Here is an 18,604-nt window from a genome sequence, read left to right on the forward strand (position 1 = left end):
TATAGCAAAAAGATTAGGTTTTTCTGTGCGAACGCTACAACGTTGGCTAACGATGGCACGTTCAAAGTACATCGGACACCAAAAATTCGAAGATAGTATAATTTAACTTACATCAAAGGCGATAAAACAAGTGGCAAAAAGAACATTGCTTACGCTCAATTGTCTAGTGTCGGACAAAAAGATGACTTGAACAATCAAGTGGAGTTTTTAAGAAATCATGCTCAAAGTTCACTCCAACGATTATTTTATGGAATAACCTAGATTTATAGCCACAACAGGAATTAGTTGAAGATTTAATTTCAATCATTCACGTTTTTAGTTTCCGTATTTATGGAACTACGTAAGTATAAAGATGAGATTGAAGGTGATGAAGTTGTTAGTGGCGTACAAAACAGAAATTCTTCCAACAGAAGAACAAAAAGAAATCATTAATCGAACCATTGGTGTTGCTCGTTTTGTAAAGAACTTTTATATTTACCACAACCAAGAAGTCTATAAATCAGGTGGGAAATTTGTCTCAGGTATGGATTTTTCAAAGTGGTTGAATAACGACTACATTCCGAACCATCCAGACAAGCTGTGGATCAAAGCTGTTTATGCGAAGTCAACGAAACACGCGATTATGGAGACAGAAAAAGCCTTTAGAAAGTTTTTTCAAGGAAAAGCTAATTTTCCTAAATTTAAAAAAAAGAATCACCAAGATGTATCGATGTATTTCGTGAAGAACGATAAAAAGACAATCATCCGTTGTGAGCGTCATCGGATAAAAGTTCCCTCTTTGAATTGGGTAAAACTGAAAGAAAAAGGCTATATTCCTAAACACGATGACAAACATAGCATAAAGAGTGGCACGATCAGCCAACAAGCAAACCGGTACTACCTGTCGGTCATCGTGGAACAGGACTGTACCGCTCAAGTACTGAACGATACTCCTACCGAAGGCATGGGTATCGACTTAGGATTAAAAGATTTTGCGATTCTTTCCACGGGGAAAACCTATAAAAATATCAATAAATCAGGAAAAATTCGTAAAATCGAAAAACAAATAAAACGACAACAACGCAAGCTGTCGAGGAAATACGAAAGCGAAAAAAAGCGTGTCAACGAAAAACAATCAAAGAGAGGAGAAGCTACTCGCAAAAATATTGAAAAACAAGTCTTGAAAGTACAAAAACTTCATAAACGGTTGACAGATATCCGTAGGGACAGAGTGAATAAAATTGTGTCAGAGCTAGTAAAAACCAAACCAGCTTATATCACAATTGAAGATTTGAATGTCAATGGGATGATGAAAAACCGGCATCTTTCAAAAGCTGTGAGAGAGCAATCTTTCTATGCTTTTCGTAAAAAATTAGCAGATAAATGTAAAGTCTATCATATTGAGTTAAGACTAGTCGATCGATTCTATCCTAGCTCGAAACGATGTCATGAATGTGGGCATAAGAAAGTGGATTTAAAGCTATCTGAGCGTACCTATCGCTGTGAGAACTGTGGATATGTAGCAGATAGGGATTATAACGCGAGTATGAATTTGAAAGATGTGAAGGAATACAAAGTAATTGCATAAGCACGCAACTTTGTATATGTACCGATGGCTTAGTCGGGAATCAACGACTGTAGAGAACGAGACAAACCGTAGTAGTGTGTAAGTGACGAGGCGGCGTTCGATGAAACAGTAATTCTACCTACGTGAGTGGTAGAGAAATCTCGATATAGATATTTTTGTCTATATTTTGAGTAGCAGCTGGCTTATGACAAAACCTTATAAATACAAACTGTTACCAATGGAAAAAGTCTTTAGAGATCCGGTGCATAACTACATCCACGTGCAACATCAAGTGATTTTAGACTTGATCAATTCGAAAGAAGTCCAGCGATTACGGCGGATCAAACAACTCGGTACTTCGTCATTTACTTTCCATGGCGCAGAACATAGCCGTTTCACTCATTCACTCGGTGTATACGAAATCTCCCGACGCATCTGTGATATTTTTTCAAGAAATTTCTCCATTGAAAAAATCGGCCCTTCTGGTTGGGATGATCGGGAACGTCTCGTGACTTTATGTGCCGCCTTACTCCATGATATTGGCCATGGGCCTTATTCACATACCTTTGAACATATTTTCCAAACCAATCATGAAGCAATCACTGTAGAGATCATTACTTCGCCAGAAACGGAAGTCTATCAGATTTTGAATCGCGTGGAAGAAGGTTTTCCTGAGAAAGTGGCTAGTGTGATCAAAAAAACGTATCCAAATCCACAAGTCGTCCAAATGATCTCTAGCCAAATCGATGCTGATCGCATGGATTACCTTTTACGTGATGCCTACTTTACAGGTACAGAATATGGTACGTTCGATTTGACAAGGATTTTACGTGTGATTCGTCCCTATCAAGGTGGAATCGCCTTTTCCATGAATGGGATGCACGCAGTAGAGGATTATATCGTCAGTCGCTATCAGATGTATGTCCAAGTCTACTTTCATCCAGTTTCTCGGGGAATGGAAGTCGTTTTGGAGCATCTGCTGCATCGTGCCCATGAACTTTATCACCAAGATGATGATAGTTTTGCACGTCATTCACAGTTACTGTTGCCATTTTTAGATGGCACATTTAGTTTAGATGAGTACTTAAAGCTGGATGATGGCGTCTTGAATACGTGTTTCAGTCAATGGACGGATTCATCTGATCCAATCCTTAGTGACTTAGCCAAACGCTTCTTAAATCGTAAACCATTGAAATCAGCGATGTTTTCTGGTGATCGTCAGTCACCACTGATTGCTGAATTGACCTCTTTGGTCGAAAAAGTTGGCTACAATCCAAACTATTATACAGCCATCAATTCAAGCTACGACCTGCCTTATGATTTTTACCGTCCAGAAGAAGGCAGACATCGCACACAAATCGAAATCTTGCGAAATGACGGAACTTTGGTAGAATTATCAGAGGTCAGTCAATTAGTTGCTGCACTCGCAGGGCAAGAACAAGGAGATGAACGCTTCTTCTTTCCGAAAGAAATGGTCGATCCTACCTTGCGTAATCACTATGATCTTTTTGATGAAACCTACCAAGAATTTGCGCGTCATATCCATAATGGCGCATTGATTGAAGAAATAAACTAACTAAGGAGAATTTTATGTCTATCAAATTAGTCGCTATCGATATCGATGGCACCCTTTTAAACGAAAAAAGAGAAATCACACAAGAAGTAAAAGAAGCAATTGCAAGCGCTGTGAAAAAAAACGTGGCAATCGTACTATGTACAGGTCGTCCGCTTCCAGGAGTCAAAAACCAATTGAATGAATTGGGATTATACCAAGACAACGATTACGTGATCACTTATAACGGTGCGTTAGTCCAGCAAACAAAATCCGGCAAGATCATTGCTCGTCATGGCTTGACTTATGAAGATTTCTTGGAGATCGAAGTCATGGCCAGACGTGTGGGGAGTCATTTGCATTCGATCGATGATCAAACGATCTATACAACGAATCGTGATATCAGTCCCTATACTGTCCATGAAGCTTTTTTAGTCAACATGCCATTGAAATATCGGACAGCTGATGAAATGACACCTGATATGAGTATCGTGAAGATGATGATGATCGATGAACCAGCGATCCTAGATGCGGCTATCGCTCGTTTACCACAAACTTTCCGCGACAAATATACGACTGTCAAGAGTTCACCTTTCTACTTTGAAATCTTGAACAAAGAAGCAAGTAAAGGCGCTGCTGTTGCTAACTTAGCCCAACATCTTGGAATCAAACAAGAGGAGATCATGGCAATCGGTGACAACGAAAATGATTTGTCGATGATCGAATACGCTGGATTAGGCGTGGCGATGGGAAATGCCGTTCCGTTGATAAAAGAAGCGGCTAATGTAGTCACTGCAACCAACGATGAACACGGTGTGGCCGAAGCAATCAAAAAATTTGTTTTATAAAAAGCAATGAACAAAAAAACAGCTCATTTCGAAGACCGAAGTATCGGCTCTTTCTTATGAGCTGTTTTTTTGTTCAATTTTCTTTCATCGCTAGCCATTTTTCCACTGCCCAACGATGACTTCCTCGTTTTAATTTTTCTAAGGCAGTTTCAGGAGTGACCCACCAGATCGATTGGTCTTTTTCGGTCGGTTCCCCTACCTTTTGCCAACTCTTTGCTACATAAAAATAGCCAGGATTGTGGAAGTAAGTTTTTCGATGGTTTGAGTAAAAATATTCCGCTGCTTCCCCTAGATAACAAGCAATCTCTGCGCTGATCCCCATTTCCTCCAGTAATTCACGAGAAATCGCTTCTTCATTTGTTTCCTGCCCCTCTTTTTCACCACCTGGCAAAAAAAAGGCACCATTTGGCGCTTCGATCATTGCGATTTTCCCATGTGTTTCGACAATGATATACGCTGCGTAACGGTCTTGGTAATTTGCAGCCTCGTCTTTTTCGCCAAACATTGGGTTTTCCATAGGTATTGTCCCTTCATCTTTTTCTTTCTATTCTACATGAGAGTTTTCTCATAAACAAGCACAAACCCATAGCGTACTTGAAATTTTTGATATGATAATGTGGAAAAGGTAAAATAGAAAGGAAGATATACTTATGAAAATGGCTCACACTTGCGTCCGTGTTAAAGATCTTGACGCTTCTTTAAAATTCTATCAAACAGCATTCGGCTTTGAAGAAAGTCGTCGTCGCGATTTTCCAGAAAACAAGTTCACGCTAGTTTACTTGACTTTACCAGGAGATGATTACGAATTAGAGTTGACTTACAACTATGATCATGAAGGCTATGATTTAGGAAACGGCTACGGTCATATCGCTATTTCAGTTGAAGACTTAGAAGCACTTCATGAAAAACATCAAGCAGCAGGTTTCAACGTGACTGACTTGAAAGGACTGCCAGGAACAGCTCCGTCTTATTATTTCGTTGTCGATCCTGATGGTTACAAAATCGAAGTCATTCGTACAAAATAAATAGAGCAATACTAAAAAACAGAGGATGTGAACACCGCGTGTCAACTTCCTCTGTTTTTTTCTGTTCTTAAAACCACTTACTGTTAACCGATCAATACGCTCTCTTCTGGATATTTGTACTTCGTCCCTACTTGATTTCCTTTTACAAGAATAGAGAAAAAGACGGTTAAAATCCCTACACGTCCGATATACATCAATGACATGATGATCAGTTTCCCGACTTCTGTCAGATCTGGCGTCAACCCCATTGTCAACCCAACTGTTCCAAACGCTGAGAACACTTCAAAAGCAATATATTCGATGCCTGAAGTTTCTGGGATCGTCTCAGTCACAGACAAGACCATGATCGCTAACATACATAAAGACAATGTAACGAAAAACAATGTCAGTGCGCGAAGTACTGCTGCTGGGCGAATAGTTCGTCCGAAAGCTTCAGCTCTGGTTTTCCCGTTAAATGTCGCATGCATTTGAATCAATAGGATGCCCAAAGTAGTGGTCTTTAACCCACCTGCTGTTGAACCGGATGTTCCACCGATATACATCAAGATCATTGTCAACATCAAGCCGGCATGACTCATTTGTAAATAGTCGATGGAGTAGTAACCAGCTGTTCTTGGTGTGACACTCATGAAGAACGTATTTGCTAAACGTTCAAGATAAGTTCCTTCAACTAGATGGATCGCATTTTGTTCGGTAAAGAAAAAGACGATAAAACCGCCCACCAATAAGCCACCAGTGACAATCAATGCAATTTTTGAGTGGAGAGTGATTTTCTTTACTTTATGATAACTAAGTAGATCCCGCCAAACAATGAAACCTAACCCACCAGCAATGATCAGCGCAGAGACCACCATTAAGAGATAGATGTTTGGCTGATCATTTGCTAAGCTATCTCCTAACAAATCAAACCCAGCATTACAAAAACTTGATACGGCATGGAAGATACTGTACCAAATCCCTTTTGTCCATCCGTAAGTCGGCACAAATGTAAAACTCAAGGCAAGTGCTCCCAGCCCTTGGATGACCATTGCGAATTTCAAGATATAGAGCATCAAACTCATAACTCCTGACATGATTTCAAGATTCAATGCTTCTTTTAGTAAGATCCGCATACTAAAGCTGACTTTTTTCTTCGCTACTGCAAAGAAAATAATGGGGATCATCATAAAGCCTAAACCACCGATCTCGATCAAAACCATGATCAGAAACTGACCGGCTTCATTCCAATGCGCCGCAGTGTTCAATGTAGTCAAACCAGTGACACAGACGGCTGAAGTTGCAGTAAATAATGCATCAATATAATTCGTCGGTTCGCCGCTTTTACTAAAGAAAGGCAAAGTAAGTAAACTGCCACCAACTAAGATCAAAAGAAAAAAGCCAACAGCAATCAATTGAACTGGTGACAGTTGTTTTGTTATCCTCTGTTTCATTCGAATCACTCCTCTAAGACCGTTAGCTACCTTCGCAACGAACAAATGAAGTAGCTATTGCTCTCACGGATGTAAAAGTAAGTCCGCCAAACGCTCGCTCTCTTTTCATCCCTTATCTTACCCTCTTTTTCTTCTTCCAGCAAAGAATTTGAGTCTTTTTCCTCCCTTATACCTGTTCGTTTGATACACATGCTTTCGAACAAACAATAGGCATGCTCAAATGAGTTCTACAAAAAGAAAAAACTCCTGATAATAAGCCATAAACGTCCGAAATTAGTTAAAGATATTTTCCGACATTTACGGCCTATTCTTCGGAGCTTAGAACTGTAGCTCGGATGAACGAACAACGTTACTAATTTGCACGGATGACTTAGCTAATCAGCGTTCCCCATATTTTTCACTTTGATCAAGCGAGTAACTTCCGCACGTTCATTTTCTTCTAACTTCATCTTGATATAATAGATCGTTTCTTCTAGTTGTGGAATCGTCATGTACTCTAACGCATTCACTCTACGCCGTGTTTTTTCGATCTCACCGGCCATGAGTTGACAGGTTTTCTCGATTTCTGTCAACTCAAGGAGCTTAGGAAGAAATGAGGTAAAACGATCGATCGAACGGTCTAATTCTGCATTGGAATTCAAATAGCCATAATCCACCGGCGCTTCGCCTAGCTGTTCGTCATATTCAAAATTCATGATCGGTACTTTGACGCTCATGATGTTTTTTTCGATAACAGCTAACTCGACATTTTCAGCCGGTAGTACAAACAATTCATCAATGAAGGCTTCAGGTAATGAAGCTTTCGCAAGGACAAAATCGCTCATAGCTGCTGTCATTTCTTTTTCTACTACTTGGCGCAGTTCATTGTTCTTACGGATCAGTAGGATGAATTGACGCATCAATTCATCCTGCTTATCCTTCAACAATTTGTGTCCTCTTGTTGCAGTCGTCAATTGTTTTTTGAGTCGTGTCAATTCCATTCGTGTCGGATTAACATTTAATCGAACCATCAGACACTCACTCCCCTTCTGGCAGGTACTGGTCAAGCAGATCGTCTTTGATCCGTTTTAATTCTGTTCGTGGAAGCATGGCTAAAAGTTCCCATCCTAGATCCAGCGTTTCAGTGATCGAGCGGTTGGTATAAAAACCTTGATTGACATATTCTTTTTCAAAACGTTCCGCAAACTTAGCATAGATTTTGTCCACATCTGACAACGCCGATTCCCCTAAGACAACAGCTAATTCTTTGGCTTGCTTTCCTTGAGCATACGCCGCAAACAATTGGTTCATCGTTGCTGCATGATCTTTTCTAGTTTTCCCTTCACCTGTCCCTTTATCTTTCAAACGTGAAAGTGAAGGCAAGACATCGATCGGTGGTTGGATGCCGCTCTTATACAATTCCCTTGTCAAAATGATTTGTCCTTCTGTGATATAGCCGGTCAAATCAGGGATCGGATGTGTCTTATCATCTTCTGGCATGGTCAAGATCGGGATCTGTGTAACAGAACCCTTCAACCCACGGATTCGACCAGCACGTTCATATAAAGTCGCTAAATTCGTATAAAGATACCCTGGATAGCCGCGACGACCTGGTACTTCACGACGGGCAGCAGAGATTTCTCGTAATGCTTCGGCATAGTTGGTCATATCTGTCATGATGACTAACACGTGCATCCCTTTTTCATAGGCGAGATATTCAGCCGCAGTCAATGCCATACGAGGCGTTGCGATCCGTTCGATGGCTGGATCATTTGCTAAGTTCATGAACATCACCGAACGATCGATCGCTCCCGTCTGGCGGAAGTCTTCCATAAAGAATTCTGCTTCTTCAAAGGTGATTCCAATGGCAGCAAAAACAACTGCAAAATCATCAGAAGAGTCTAATACCGTCGCTTGTCTCGCAATTTGAGCAGCTAATTCTTTGTGTGGCAAACCAGAGCCGGAAAATACCGGCAATTTTTGTCCTCTGACTAGAGTGTTCAGGTGATCGATTGCTGAGATACCTGTTTGGATAAACTCATCAGGATAATCACGAGCCACCGGGTTGATGACTTCTCCATTGATGTCCAAGTATTTTTCTGGTAGGATTTCTGGCCCATTGTCTTTTGGTCGACCTAACCCGTCAAATACACGACCGATCATATCCTCAGAAACCCCTAGCTCTAATGGATGCCCTAAAAAGCGGACCGTTGAATCTCTAAGATTGATCCCACTAGTTCCTTCAAAGATTTGGACCATCGCTTTGTCTTCTTGTACTTCAAGTACTTGTCCACGACGAATCTCGCCATTTTGCATACGAACTTCGATCAATTCTTCATATTTCACCCCAGCGACTTTCTCGACCGCCATCAAAGGACCGACCACTTCACCAATTGTTCGATATTCTTTAATCATCGGTCATTCCTCCTTCTGAAACGATTGCTTGGATCGTTGGTTTGATATTCGCTTGGATTTCATCTAATTTCTCTAATTCTGTTTCTGGCACGAATTTACTACGACCGATTCGTTCTCTCAATCCCACAGTTCCTTTCATGATCTCACTGAGATAAGCACCTAATGAAATCGCCTGACGTGCTTCTTCACCAAAAGATAGGATCAATTTCAACATCTTGAATTGTTTTTCTCTAGAAGTAAATGTATCCACCTCATCAAACGCATTTTGTTGTAAGTAATCTTCACGAATGGATTTTGCTACTTCAAGCGTCAAGCGATCATTATCTGAAAGTGAATCGACACCAACAAGACGCACGATTTCATTCAATTGCTCTTCTTGTTGCAAGATACGCATTCCTTCTGCCACCATCTCTGCCCAATTCTCTCGTAGGATCTGATCCATGTAACGTCCCACTTCTGACGAATAAAGAGAATAGCTTTGAATCCAGTTGATGGATGGGAAATGACGTTTTTGCGCCAAACTGGAGTCTAATCCCCAGAAAACTTTCACCACACGTAACGTATTTTGAGTCACTGGCTCAGAAACGTCTCCACCAGATGGTGAAACCGCACTGATCGCTGTAATACTTCCTTCACGTTCTTCATTACCTAAAGCAATGACACGTCCTGAACGCTCATAGTATTCTGCTAAACGAGAACCTAAATAAGCAGGATAGCCTTCATCACCAGGCATTTCTTCTAAACGTCCACTCATTTCTCGCAATGCCTCTGCCCAACGAGAGGTCGAATCTGCCATGATCGCCACATCATAGCCCATATCACGGAAATATTCCGCAATGGTGATCCCTGTATAGATCGATGCTTCCCGTGCGGCTACTGGCATATTCGATGTATTGGCAATCAATACGGTACGTTCCATCAATGATTCACCTGTATTAGGATCGATCAATTCCGGAAACTCATTCAGTACGTCCGTCATCTCATTGCCGCGTTCACCACAACCAACGTAAACGACCATATCGACATCCGCCCATTTAGCAATTTGATGCTGAACAACTGTTTTACCGGCACCAAAAGGGCCAGGTACAGCGGCAGCTCCGCCTTTTGTCACTGGGAAAAAGGTATCGATAACACGTTGCCCAGTGATCATTGGCGCGTCCGGATTCAATTTTGCTTTGATCGGACGACTACGTCTAACAGGCCATTTTTGTAACATCGTCAATTCTCGCAAACCATCTTCTGTTTCGATGACACAAACCACTTCATCGATCGTAAATGATCCGGCTTCGATTTTTTTGATTTTTCCTTTGACACCATGAGGTACCATGATTTTGTGTTGAATGATCTTTGTTTCATCCACCACGCCTAGAACATCTCCGGTACTGACTTCTTGCCCGACTTCAGCAGTTGCTTCAAACCACCATTTTTTCTCGTGATCTAATGCGGGTAATTGGACACCACGACTTAAAAAGTTGCTTTGCGTGATCTCCATGAACGTATCCAATGGCCGTTGGATCCCATCAAACATTTGTGAAATGATCCCAGGCGCTAACTCGACAGATAACGCTTCACCTGTTGAACGAACGGGTTCACCAGGGCCGATCCCCGAAGTTTCTTCATATACTTGTATTGATGCGACATCTCCGCGCATCTCAATGATTTCGCCGATAACTCCTAACTCTCCCACTAAGCACATATCTTGGATACTTGCATCTGACATATTTTTTGCCATCACGAGAGGGCCGGAGACTTTTATGATTTTTCCAATTTGCAAGGCACTATCTCCTTTACATTCTATAAGATATTTTGTCCAACTGCTTTTTCCACACTCTTTTGGATCTCTGTCACGCCGATCCCCATCGTTCCTTGATGGCTAGGGATAAGGACGATTGCTGGTGTCATCGATTCTTTATAGCGTTCAATCGTTTCAGGCGTCATTGCCGCCGATTGTTCTGTGACATAGATCACTCCATAGGCGCTTTTTGCCATTTGTTCGATTGCGCGTCTCACTTCTTGTGGCTCTGTCGCATAGTGCACATCAAACCCAAATAATTTAAATGGTAAAACAGAATCTTTGTCGCCAACGACACCGATTTTATGCGTCATAGACTTGTCTCACCCTTTCTCTGATCGTTTCATTATCAAAGTGATTTTTCTTACCGATCACTAATAACCGAAGATTTTTACTCTCAATTTCTTTTGCATTCAAGAAAGCAAGTAAAGGCAACGGGCCAAAAGCCTGCGTTTGTGCGGCTTCATACAGCGAAGATAAGTAATCGTCTTTGATTTGTTCTAATCGAACAAAATCTAGTTCTCCTTCATGGATTGCAGGTTCGATCAATTGACGATAATCTGTTGTTTGCAGAAAGTTCAAATAGGTATCCAACTCGCTTTTGACGAAACTCAAAAACGTTTCTTTCGGGATACTGCCAGAACTTGAAAGTACTGCGGTCATAAATCCGCTGGATCGTTGTTGCAAGATACCGCGTGCCATCGTCGTGATATTAGTCAAATCAATAAACGCAATGATTTCTTCCAGTAATTCCGGATACCCAAGTTTCTCTCCAAGACGGCGTTGCTCTGTCAAGAAATAGCGATCATAGATAACATCGATTCCTTGTAACACAGAGGATTCTTCGCAGTATTCATGGATTTCACGAATACTATCCATCAACTGCGAAGGCAATTCTGTAGAGGCTTGTGTATGGATTGCTTGCTTTAACGCTTCGCATGAATAAAACCCATCGTTACGGTACAGGTGATCCAGATTTTTGCCCGTCATCTCAGCTTTTGTCAATACTTTTAAATTATGGAACGTATAACGCATCGTATAGACCCAAACGACTTCAGGTTCTGGCGCCGACTCTTTCAACCAGGTAAACAGTTTGCCCGATTCAGCCAACAGATTTTCCTCAAAGTCCCGTTCAAAACCTTCGTAGATATAAGGATGATAAATCGTTGTTTTTAACATTTCGCCTAATGCGTCCAATGATTTCGTCTGGATCATGCGATCAAAGTCTTCTTTTGATAAAAGTTCTAATTCTCTTCCACGAATCAAGGGATTTAATTCATGATACTCCATTCACCGATCCCTCCTTACTCGAATAGTTGCTTCGCAATTTCAAAGCGCATTTGTTCTTGCACTTCTTGTACTAGATCACGATAGACAAAGTTGTATTGTACGCCTTGGTCATCAATCAAAAATCCTGCTTCTTTGGCAATCCTTCGATCACTGAGATGCAAGGTAAAAGGCAGCTGTTGATTCCACTTTGTCACTACTTCATTAGTTAAAATGGCAGCAGATTTTTCTCCGGCTAATAAAGTAACATCACCAGATAAGGATAAATTCTGCACCATATTGAACATGAAGGAAAGTTGATCTTCTGCTGGCCAACTTTCTAATTCTTGACGTGCTTCAGCAAACAAACGATGTAAAAATTCTTGTTTTTCATTGAGTGTTGCTTGACGCACTTCCACCTGTTGGCGATTTCTTAATTGACGGTAACTCTTTTCGATTTCTTCAAGTTCTTTAGATTTTTGCTTTTCATCGTCTGCTTCTAAACGCGCACGCTCGATTTTGAACTGCTGATCGATTTTTTCACGTTCTGCTTTTTCAAACGCCGCTCGTTCTGCTTCAGCTGTTTCATTCATTTGACGAATGATATTATCAATGGCGTTCATTGTTTTTCCTCCTTGTTTAAGCATTCAATACTAATAAGAAAGAAATAACGAAGCCTAAGATTGCGTAAGTTTCAACCATTGCGGCAAAGATAATTCCTTTAGTTGCGTGTTCTGGTTTTTTCGCTAAGATTTGGATACCTGCAGCAGATACTTTCCCCTGAGCAATCCCAGAAAACAATCCAGTAAAGGCAATCGGTAAAGATGCGCCTAAAAAATTCAGCCCTTGGACAACCGACATATCTGCATTTAAATTGATAAAGATCAAGAAGGCGATTACGAAGCCATAAAGTCCCTGTGTTCCGGGAAGTAATTGTAAAATCAACGCTTGTCCGAATTTTTCCGGTTGACTTGTCGTCAATGCAGCTGCGGCTTCACCGGTCATCCCCACACCTTTCGCTGATCCGATCCCTGAAAAGATCGTGGCTGTTGCCATTGCTAATACCGCAAACACCATTCCACCATTTTGAGCAATTAAGTAATCCATCATTTTTTAAAATTCCTCCAATTATTTTACTTTTTTTTATGATTGATATTGACATATTTTTCCGCTGTTTTCAGTGGATCGAAGGCCCGTCCGCCTCCGGTATAAAACTTGCCGAAAAATTCGACATATTGCAATCTTGCGCCATGCACGTAGGCACTAAGCAAGGTCAAGAACATATTCAACGCATGTAAAGCGATGATCAATAAGATCCCGACACTAAAACGTGCGGCTGGCGGCATGAAAGCAACCAACATATTGAAGGCAGCCCCGATACTCCCGCCAGAGATCCCCAAAGCCATCAATCGTGTATAACTCACTAGATCACCGATATAACCAGTCAAACCATACAAATTATAGGCTCCTTTTGCAGCACCTTTGGCTTTAGATGAAGATTGGAAAATCGGAATGACCAAAATACATAGCGCTGATAAAATCGCTAATCCTGCACCTAGATAAACAAAAATCGGGTTCTTGACGATCATACTACCAAGCAATAAAAGGACGACTCCCACTAAAATCCCTTGCCAAGCAAATCCATCATTGATCGCATCCACGTAATCTTTGCGCTTGATATGCTCTTTTGCTGCAAGAAACAACCCAACTAAGATTTGGATAAGCCCAAATATGACAGACAAGACTAAAATCGTATTGACATCATCTGTTGTAGACAACAATGGGAAGGGTAAGTGGATACCTAACACTTCGGTCGGTAACGCTTGGCCAAAGAAGGAACTGTAAATAAATCCCCAGATGATCGACGGAATGGCTAAGATCTCGAAAAACTTAGCAAATCGCTGAATCCCTCGAGGCAATACCAACAATTTTTGTGCAATGATTGCGCCTATAAGCATGAGTAAACCATAACCAATATCAGCCACCATCATCCCGAAAAAGACAAGATAAAATGGCGTCATCCATGGTGTCGGATCAATTTCATGATACTTAGGTAAACTATACATTTCCGTCAGCATTTCAAAAGGTGCCACGATTGGATGGTTCTTCAATTTCGTTGGTACTTCTTGATCGATCTCTTCTTCAGTGGGCGCTTCAAAGCTAAGAAAGACTTCATCAGCAGACAACGTATTTTCTACCTGCTGGATCAATTCTTGCTTTTCGTCCTCGCCGACCCAGCCTTGGACAACGATCAGGTAAGGCGCCATGACAAATCGATCCTTCACTGCTTCTCGTTCTGCCATTGCCAAGAGGATTTCTTCTGCCAATTCCAATTCTTGGATGTAACTGCTACAACGACCGATTTTGATCGCTAATTGTTTTTGTGCTTCGTAACAAGCTTGCAACTCTTGCTTGATTTCCTGTAGCTGTTCTTTTGGCGTTTGCTTATAAGGATATGCTTCTTTGACAAAACCATAACGAGTAGCAATCTCATCGACAATAGATGCTGAAGTTTTGAACACCACGTAAGTCAAGTAAACGAAGTGATCTGTTTCGCTGACTTCTTCCACGTAAACCTCTGGTACTTTTGCTAATGCTTCTCGAAATTCTGTCGCATTAGCAACACTGATCGTTCCCATCTCAACTGTTGTTTGGTGACTACGAAAGCTTTGCGGTATAACATCCAGATTTGCCCAATGTGTCAACCAGTCTTCCTGCTCTGACAGTTGTTCTCGTTGTTCTGCCAATGTTTCCCATTGTTTCTTTAACCCTAATATTTCAGTTAAACGCTTCGTAAAATCTTCTTCCGAATAATTTGCTTCTAGTTCCTGCAAGGTCACTTCTCTTCGTTTGAGGTGTTGTTTCTTTTGTTGCTTGTCCCCGTGATGATCAATGAATTGAACAGCTTCTCTTGTTTGCATGATCCGACTAGTAAGCGCATTGACGATCGGTTCTTTTTCGAAAATCGCTGCTTTAGGAAAATAAGTATCCACCCATTGATTATTTGTCGTTTCTTGAAAAAGATCGCGAATCTCTACATTTTGAATACCTTGGATTGCTTGTAATAAGGCATCCTGATTTTGTTTATCGGAAATGAGAGTCACTTTTTCCATCTTAGTGACGGCCATAGGTTTCTTTCACCCTTTCAATGATCGCGTCAACCGCTTGCTGACGTTGCTTCTCATATTGTTCTTGTACGATAGATTGCAATCGTCTAGCGTCTTCGTTCAATTTATTTTTTTCAGCAATCGCTTTTTGCTGTTCCGCTCGTTTTTTTTCTTCAAACAACTGTTCCAAATGTTGTTTTTGACTTGCACGAAGTTGATCCAATTCGACATCTTTTGCTTCTTTATAATCTTTTAACTCTTGCTGAAGCTTTTTCATCGCTTGTTCATTTTCTTTTTCAGCTTGTTTGATTTTTTCTAAGGCTTCTAGCACATTCCCCACTTCCTTTCTCTAAAAAAAAGAGGGACATCCTTTCTTTTTTCATTGAAAGTATGTCCCTCTAAAAATAACTTCAGATAATTTAGGCACTTTCAAAAAAATGTTCTTCTCACCCCTTGAAGAACTAGATCCTTGAAGCTTGCGCCCAACCATTTATATATTTCTTACTTACAAGTATAACAAATTCAGGTAAAATTTCAACTAACAGATCCCTTTTTCCTTTCAGAAAGTTCACAACTGACAGTAAATGAGCAACTTTAGATAAACATTCTACCTATTATATAATTACGTACGTTTTCCAAAACAAATATTTTAATTTTTTTTAAACTATTGCTAAAATAGAAGTAGTTAATGAATGGAGGAAATCGTATGCATCAAAAAATTGGTATCGCGGCCAATCAATTACTGCGGGCTACAGAAACATTTCAAGGAAATCAAGTCACTTACACCCCGCAAGGTTTTGTTAATGCGGTACAGCAAGCAGGGGGCTTGCCTTTGCTTTTCCCTATTTCTTCCACAGAAAGCGCTCGTGACTACATTCAGCTCGTCGATAAGCTACTCCTTGCTGGTGGTCAGGATGTCAGTCCTTCGCTCTACAACGAAGCGCCTCACCCTAAATTGACAGAAACAAACCTCGATCGAGATTTGTTTGAACAGGCGTTGATCCATGAAGCATTGAAGCAAAACAAACCGATCTTAGCTGTGTGTCGTGGGATGCAATTATTGAATGTAACGTTAGGTGGGAATCTCTACCAAGACCTTACGTTATATCCAAATTGGTCAGTCAAACATGAACAACAACCAACCCCACCGCAATTTGCTACGCATGAAATCACAGTCGAACCAGATAGTAGACTCCACGAAATATTACCTACTTCTTATTTTGTAAATTCTTATCATCACCAAGCAATCAGAGATCTTGCTCCCACACTAAAAGCGACAGCGTATTCTCCTGATGGATTGGTGGAAGCTGTTGAAAGTAAAGGATCCGACCAACGAATACTTGGCGTTCAATGGCATCCTGAGCTTATTCATCAAAAAAATCCACTCGATCAAAAATTATTTGATTATTTTGTACAATCGTTATGATCGTTACAAACGAAATGAAAAGCCCGTCTAGCAGAAACAACATGTTTCTGCTAGACGGGCTTCATTCATTTTATGCAAGGCACATCGACCAGCAGTTAACTTCTACGATACTCAAGCAACTGTTTCAATTGCTGGATTTGTCGCTGTAATTCGCTCCCTTTTGTCGTATCACGATTTAATTTTCGTGGCAACTGTTGATCAATGACCTTTTTCACTTCTGCCAAGCCATTGGCTGTTTCAAATTGTTCCTCGATGCCTAGAAATGGATAGTGGGTCACGATTTGAAAGCCATAAGAGTTACATAGCAACGAATACCCTGCAATACCTGTTGTTCGTTGATAGGCCTTTGATAAACCACCGTCAATCACGAAAACTGTTCCGTCTGCTTTGATTGGGGATTCCCCTTTTTTCACTTTGACTGGTGTATGTCCATTGATGATCACTGAACCATAAACCGGTACACCGAACTCACGCCTTACTTTTTGACTCAACCATTCTTTGTCTCGTAATCGATAGTAAGCATTGCTGACTTCCACATGCGTTTCTTTTTCTGCTAAATAATAACGCTCAAACGTCGCCATCTTACTTTTACCAAACAACGGCGAGTAAGGCCCACTCCATGCATACCAAATCAAATCAGTCGCTAAGTCTTCTTTTTTCTTTAGTGATTTAGCACTTTCACGAATCTGTTCTTCAAAGAATGCCATCAATTGCTTCCCTTGATACGTCTCACTCCCAAGTTTAAAACTTAGAAACTCACCATGTTCATCTACTGGCATACAGCCATGAAACAAGATACTTTGGTTCGTGACAAGATACATCCTACCTTTTTCTAAAAGGAAATCCATATGTTTTTGCATTCGGAGTGAATGTTGAAAAGAATACAGCAACATATCGATCACTCGTCGTTCGTCTGCCGATAAACGATCCGGTTCCTGCGTAGAAATCGTCTGGAAACATGGGTGATGGATCGTATACTTTTGACTATCCAGAAATAACTCATTTTTTTCATAATCGATATTCGCTAAGATATCCCGATCCGCCATCTCAAATTCCGGTCGTCGTTTCAGTAATTGGGATTCTAGTTTGAACTGCATGATCGCAAGCGCCTGATGGATCTTCTCCATCTCTTCTCTCTCGCGTTCTGTCGCGTCTTGGCTATTCTTAGGTGTAAACAAAGGGTTTGTCTGATAAGTTTCTGTCGCAAACGAACAAAGGGAACGCAGATTCAACGCGTATTCTTTTTCCAACTCGAATAAATAATTATACCGCGCAGCGATACGCAATAAGGTCAACAAACAAGTTTCCGAGCCACAATACGCCCCAAGCCATAAAATATCATGATTGCCCCATTGGATATCGATTGAATGGATCTCCATCAAGCGGTCCATTACTTTGGCGGCTTGTGTCCCCCGATCAAAGATGTCTCCGACTACGTGGACATGATCGATCACCATTCGTTGAATCGTCTGCGCTAACTTTTTTAAAAAGCGCTCTTCTTCATTCATCTCAAGCAACTGATCAACGATTTTACTCACATAAGATTTTTTCCCTTGCACACGATCATCAACATACAATAATTCCTCAATGATATAACTATATTCTTTAGGTAAGGCTTTTCTTACTTTTGATCTCGTATACTTGACAGAAGTGAATCGCAGCAACTCGATCAATTGATGGATCAACGTTGTTTTGTCTTGTTTCTTGTACCAGTCAGTCGCTAATGCGTATTCCGGATAGGCAACAAAAATCGTTAATCGCTTGATCTCTTCTTCACTTAAACATTCTTGAAATAAATCTTTGATTTTCTCTCGTAGATTCCCTGAACCATTTCTCAATATATGATCAAATGCTGGAAACTCGCCATGGATATCACTTAAAAATAATTCGGTTCCTTTTGGTAGTTGTAGAATTGCTTCTAAGTTGATGATCTCCGTAATGACTTCTTCTTTTGTTGGGAATTTTTCTGACAATAATTCTAAATATTGATCCATCCAAACGCCTCCAAAATTGGTATACCTAAAATTATAGGACACACAATGGATATTTACAACAAAATTACTTTACCTATTCGAAAATAGGTACATATATAATCGTGAATTTTTTAAATCAAACAAAAGCGCTCTAGGTATACGACCAAAAGCAACTCTTATGAAAATAAGCCGAGACACCCAAAATTTGAAGAACAATTTTCGGGTGTCTCGGCTTATTTCTCAGA

General features: G+C 40.7%; 17 protein-coding genes, 1 pseudogene and 1 other annotated feature. Of the genes and pseudogenes, 6 read left to right on the forward strand and 12 right to left on the reverse strand.

Going from position 1 to position 18,604, the window contains the following annotated elements:
• Positions 1-269: 269 nt before the first annotated feature.
• From IGK77_RS10920 to yidA, 4 genes and pseudogenes are all read left to right on the forward strand, one after another.
• Positions 270-432: pseudogene (locus IGK77_RS10920) on the forward strand (IS607 family transposase); the annotation flags it as partial.
• Positions 368-1,567, forward strand: a complete 1,200-nt coding sequence (locus tag IGK77_RS10925) for an RNA-guided endonuclease InsQ/TnpB family protein (RefSeq protein ID WP_177187678.1) — start codon at positions 368-370, stop codon at positions 1,565-1,567. The pseudogene IGK77_RS10920 and the gene IGK77_RS10925, both read left to right, overlap by 65 nt.
• 184 nt (positions 1,568-1,751) lie before the next feature.
• Complete coding sequence (locus tag IGK77_RS10930; protein WP_074800310.1) at positions 1,752-3,122, forward strand: HD domain-containing protein; 1,371 nt, start codon at positions 1,752-1,754, stop codon at positions 3,120-3,122.
• Positions 3,123-3,136: 14 nt separating this feature from the next.
• Positions 3,137-3,946 carry a sugar-phosphatase gene (gene yidA / locus IGK77_RS10935; RefSeq protein WP_071867335.1) on the forward strand — a complete coding sequence of 270 codons (810 nt, stop codon included), beginning with the start codon at positions 3,137-3,139 and terminating at the stop codon, positions 3,944-3,946.
• 73 nt (positions 3,947-4,019) lie between these two features.
• Here the strand turns inward: yidA and IGK77_RS10940 are convergent, their stop codons facing one another.
• The gene (locus IGK77_RS10940; RefSeq protein ID WP_074800307.1) at positions 4,020-4,463 is read right to left on the reverse strand and encodes an NUDIX hydrolase; all 444 of its coding nucleotides are present in this window, start codon (positions 4,461-4,463) and stop codon (positions 4,020-4,022) included.
• A 133-nt stretch (positions 4,464-4,596) separates the two neighbouring features.
• Between IGK77_RS10940 and gloA the strand changes: the two genes are divergently transcribed.
• On the forward strand, positions 4,597-4,971 hold the full coding sequence (gene gloA / locus IGK77_RS10945; protein WP_010734851.1) for a lactoylglutathione lyase: 375 nt from the start codon (positions 4,597-4,599) through the stop codon (positions 4,969-4,971).
• An 83-nt stretch (positions 4,972-5,054) separates the two neighbouring features.
• On the opposite strand, the gene IGK77_RS10950 is transcribed toward gloA, so the two are convergent.
• The 10 genes from IGK77_RS10950 to IGK77_RS10995 form a co-directional block, all read right to left on the reverse strand.
• A complete protein-coding gene (locus tag IGK77_RS10950; RefSeq protein ID WP_019723165.1) occupies positions 5,055-6,401 on the reverse strand; it encodes a TrkH family potassium uptake protein in 1,347 nt (448 codons plus the stop codon).
• 374 nt (positions 6,402-6,775) lie between these two features.
• The gene (locus tag IGK77_RS10955; RefSeq protein ID WP_010734849.1) at positions 6,776-7,411 is read right to left on the reverse strand and encodes a V-type ATP synthase subunit D; all 636 of its coding nucleotides are present in this window, start codon (positions 7,409-7,411) and stop codon (positions 6,776-6,778) included.
• A 7-nt stretch (positions 7,412-7,418) separates the two neighbouring features.
• The gene (locus IGK77_RS10960) at positions 7,419-8,795 is read right to left on the reverse strand and encodes a V-type ATP synthase subunit B (RefSeq protein ID WP_010734848.1); all 1,377 of its coding nucleotides are present in this window, start codon (positions 8,793-8,795) and stop codon (positions 7,419-7,421) included.
• On the reverse strand, positions 8,788-10,569 hold the full coding sequence (locus IGK77_RS10965) for a V-type ATP synthase subunit A (protein WP_074800302.1): 1,782 nt from the start codon (positions 10,567-10,569) through the stop codon (positions 8,788-8,790). Before IGK77_RS10965 ends, IGK77_RS10960 begins: the two co-directional genes overlap by 8 nt.
• A 20-nt stretch (positions 10,570-10,589) precedes the next feature.
• Positions 10,590-10,901, reverse strand: coding sequence for a V-type ATP synthase subunit F (locus IGK77_RS10970; protein WP_071867330.1), 312 nt, complete (start codon positions 10,899-10,901; stop codon positions 10,590-10,592).
• The gene (locus tag IGK77_RS10975) at positions 10,891-11,877 is read right to left on the reverse strand and encodes a V-type ATPase subunit (RefSeq protein WP_074800299.1); all 987 of its coding nucleotides are present in this window, start codon (positions 11,875-11,877) and stop codon (positions 10,891-10,893) included. The genes IGK77_RS10970 and IGK77_RS10975 overlap by 11 nt, the downstream gene beginning before the upstream one ends.
• Positions 11,878-11,891: 14 nt before the next feature.
• A complete protein-coding gene (locus IGK77_RS10980; protein WP_071867328.1) occupies positions 11,892-12,476 on the reverse strand; it encodes a V-type ATP synthase subunit E in 585 nt (194 codons plus the stop codon).
• A 16-nt stretch (positions 12,477-12,492) separates the two neighbouring features.
• Positions 12,493-12,963 (reverse strand): V-type ATP synthase subunit K, encoded by a 471-nt coding sequence (locus IGK77_RS10985; protein WP_010734843.1) that lies wholly within the window; start codon positions 12,961-12,963, stop codon positions 12,493-12,495.
• A 23-nt stretch (positions 12,964-12,986) separates the two neighbouring features.
• The gene (locus tag IGK77_RS10990; RefSeq protein WP_074800296.1) at positions 12,987-14,981 is read right to left on the reverse strand and encodes a V-type ATP synthase subunit I; all 1,995 of its coding nucleotides are present in this window, start codon (positions 14,979-14,981) and stop codon (positions 12,987-12,989) included.
• Positions 14,968-15,291 (reverse strand): hypothetical protein, encoded by a 324-nt coding sequence (locus IGK77_RS10995; protein WP_071867326.1) that lies wholly within the window; start codon positions 15,289-15,291, stop codon positions 14,968-14,970. The genes IGK77_RS10990 and IGK77_RS10995 overlap by 14 nt, the downstream gene beginning before the upstream one ends.
• Positions 15,292-15,400: 109 nt before the next feature.
• Positions 15,401-15,448, reverse strand: a sequence feature (sodium ion sensor (DUF1646 type); this cis-regulatory element may regulate processes involved in with the transportation of sodium ions).
• 218 nt (positions 15,449-15,666) lie between these two features.
• On the opposite strand from IGK77_RS10995, the gene IGK77_RS11000 reads away from it, so the two are divergent.
• On the forward strand, positions 15,667-16,386 hold the full coding sequence (locus tag IGK77_RS11000) for a gamma-glutamyl-gamma-aminobutyrate hydrolase family protein (RefSeq protein ID WP_074800293.1): 720 nt from the start codon (positions 15,667-15,669) through the stop codon (positions 16,384-16,386).
• Positions 16,387-16,481: 95 nt separating this feature from the next.
• Here IGK77_RS11000 and IGK77_RS11005 read toward each other — a convergent pair whose 3' ends face one another.
• Positions 16,482-18,380: a fructose-1,6-bisphosphatase gene (locus IGK77_RS11005; protein WP_074800290.1), complete on the reverse strand. Its 1,899-nt coding sequence runs from the start codon at positions 18,378-18,380 to the stop codon at positions 16,482-16,484.
• Positions 18,381-18,604: the final 224 nt, after the last annotated feature.

The organism is Enterococcus sp. DIV0806c (assembly GCF_051710905.1).
Taxonomy (GTDB): domain Bacteria; phylum Bacillota; class Bacilli; order Lactobacillales; family Enterococcaceae; genus Enterococcus_B; species Enterococcus_B mundtii.

Coding starts and splice junctions, on each gene's coding strand:
- IGK77_RS10925 (WP_177187678.1), top strand. CDS start 368: ATGAAGTTGTTAGTGGCGTACAAAACAGAAATTCTTCCAACAGAAGAA.
- IGK77_RS10930 (WP_074800310.1), top strand. CDS start 1,752: ATGACAAAACCTTATAAATACAAACTGTTACCAATGGAAAAAGTCTTT.
- yidA (WP_071867335.1), top strand. CDS start 3,137: ATGTCTATCAAATTAGTCGCTATCGATATCGATGGCACCCTTTTAAAC.
- IGK77_RS10940 (WP_074800307.1), bottom strand. CDS start 4,463: ATGGAAAACCCAATGTTTGGCGAAAAAGACGAGGCTGCAAATTACCAA.
- gloA (WP_010734851.1), top strand. CDS start 4,597: ATGAAAATGGCTCACACTTGCGTCCGTGTTAAAGATCTTGACGCTTCT.
- IGK77_RS10950 (WP_019723165.1), bottom strand. CDS start 6,401: ATGAAACAGAGGATAACAAAACAACTGTCACCAGTTCAATTGATTGCT.
- IGK77_RS10955 (WP_010734849.1), bottom strand. CDS start 7,411: ATGGTTCGATTAAATGTTAATCCGACACGAATGGAATTGACACGACTC.
- IGK77_RS10960 (WP_010734848.1), bottom strand. CDS start 8,795: ATGATTAAAGAATATCGAACAATTGGTGAAGTGGTCGGTCCTTTGATG.
- IGK77_RS10970 (WP_071867330.1), bottom strand. CDS start 10,901: ATGACGCATAAAATCGGTGTCGTTGGCGACAAAGATTCTGTTTTACCA.
- IGK77_RS10975 (WP_074800299.1), bottom strand. CDS start 11,877: ATGGAGTATCATGAATTAAATCCCTTGATTCGTGGAAGAGAATTAGAA.
- IGK77_RS10980 (WP_071867328.1), bottom strand. CDS start 12,476: ATGAACGCCATTGATAATATCATTCGTCAAATGAATGAAACAGCTGAA.
- IGK77_RS10985 (WP_010734843.1), bottom strand. CDS start 12,963: ATGATGGATTACTTAATTGCTCAAAATGGTGGAATGGTGTTTGCGGTA.
- IGK77_RS10990 (WP_074800296.1), bottom strand. CDS start 14,981: ATGGCCGTCACTAAGATGGAAAAAGTGACTCTCATTTCCGATAAACAA.
- IGK77_RS11000 (WP_074800293.1), top strand. CDS start 15,667: ATGCATCAAAAAATTGGTATCGCGGCCAATCAATTACTGCGGGCTACA.
- IGK77_RS11005 (WP_074800290.1), bottom strand. CDS start 18,380: ATGGATCAATATTTAGAATTATTGTCAGAAAAATTCCCAACAAAAGAA.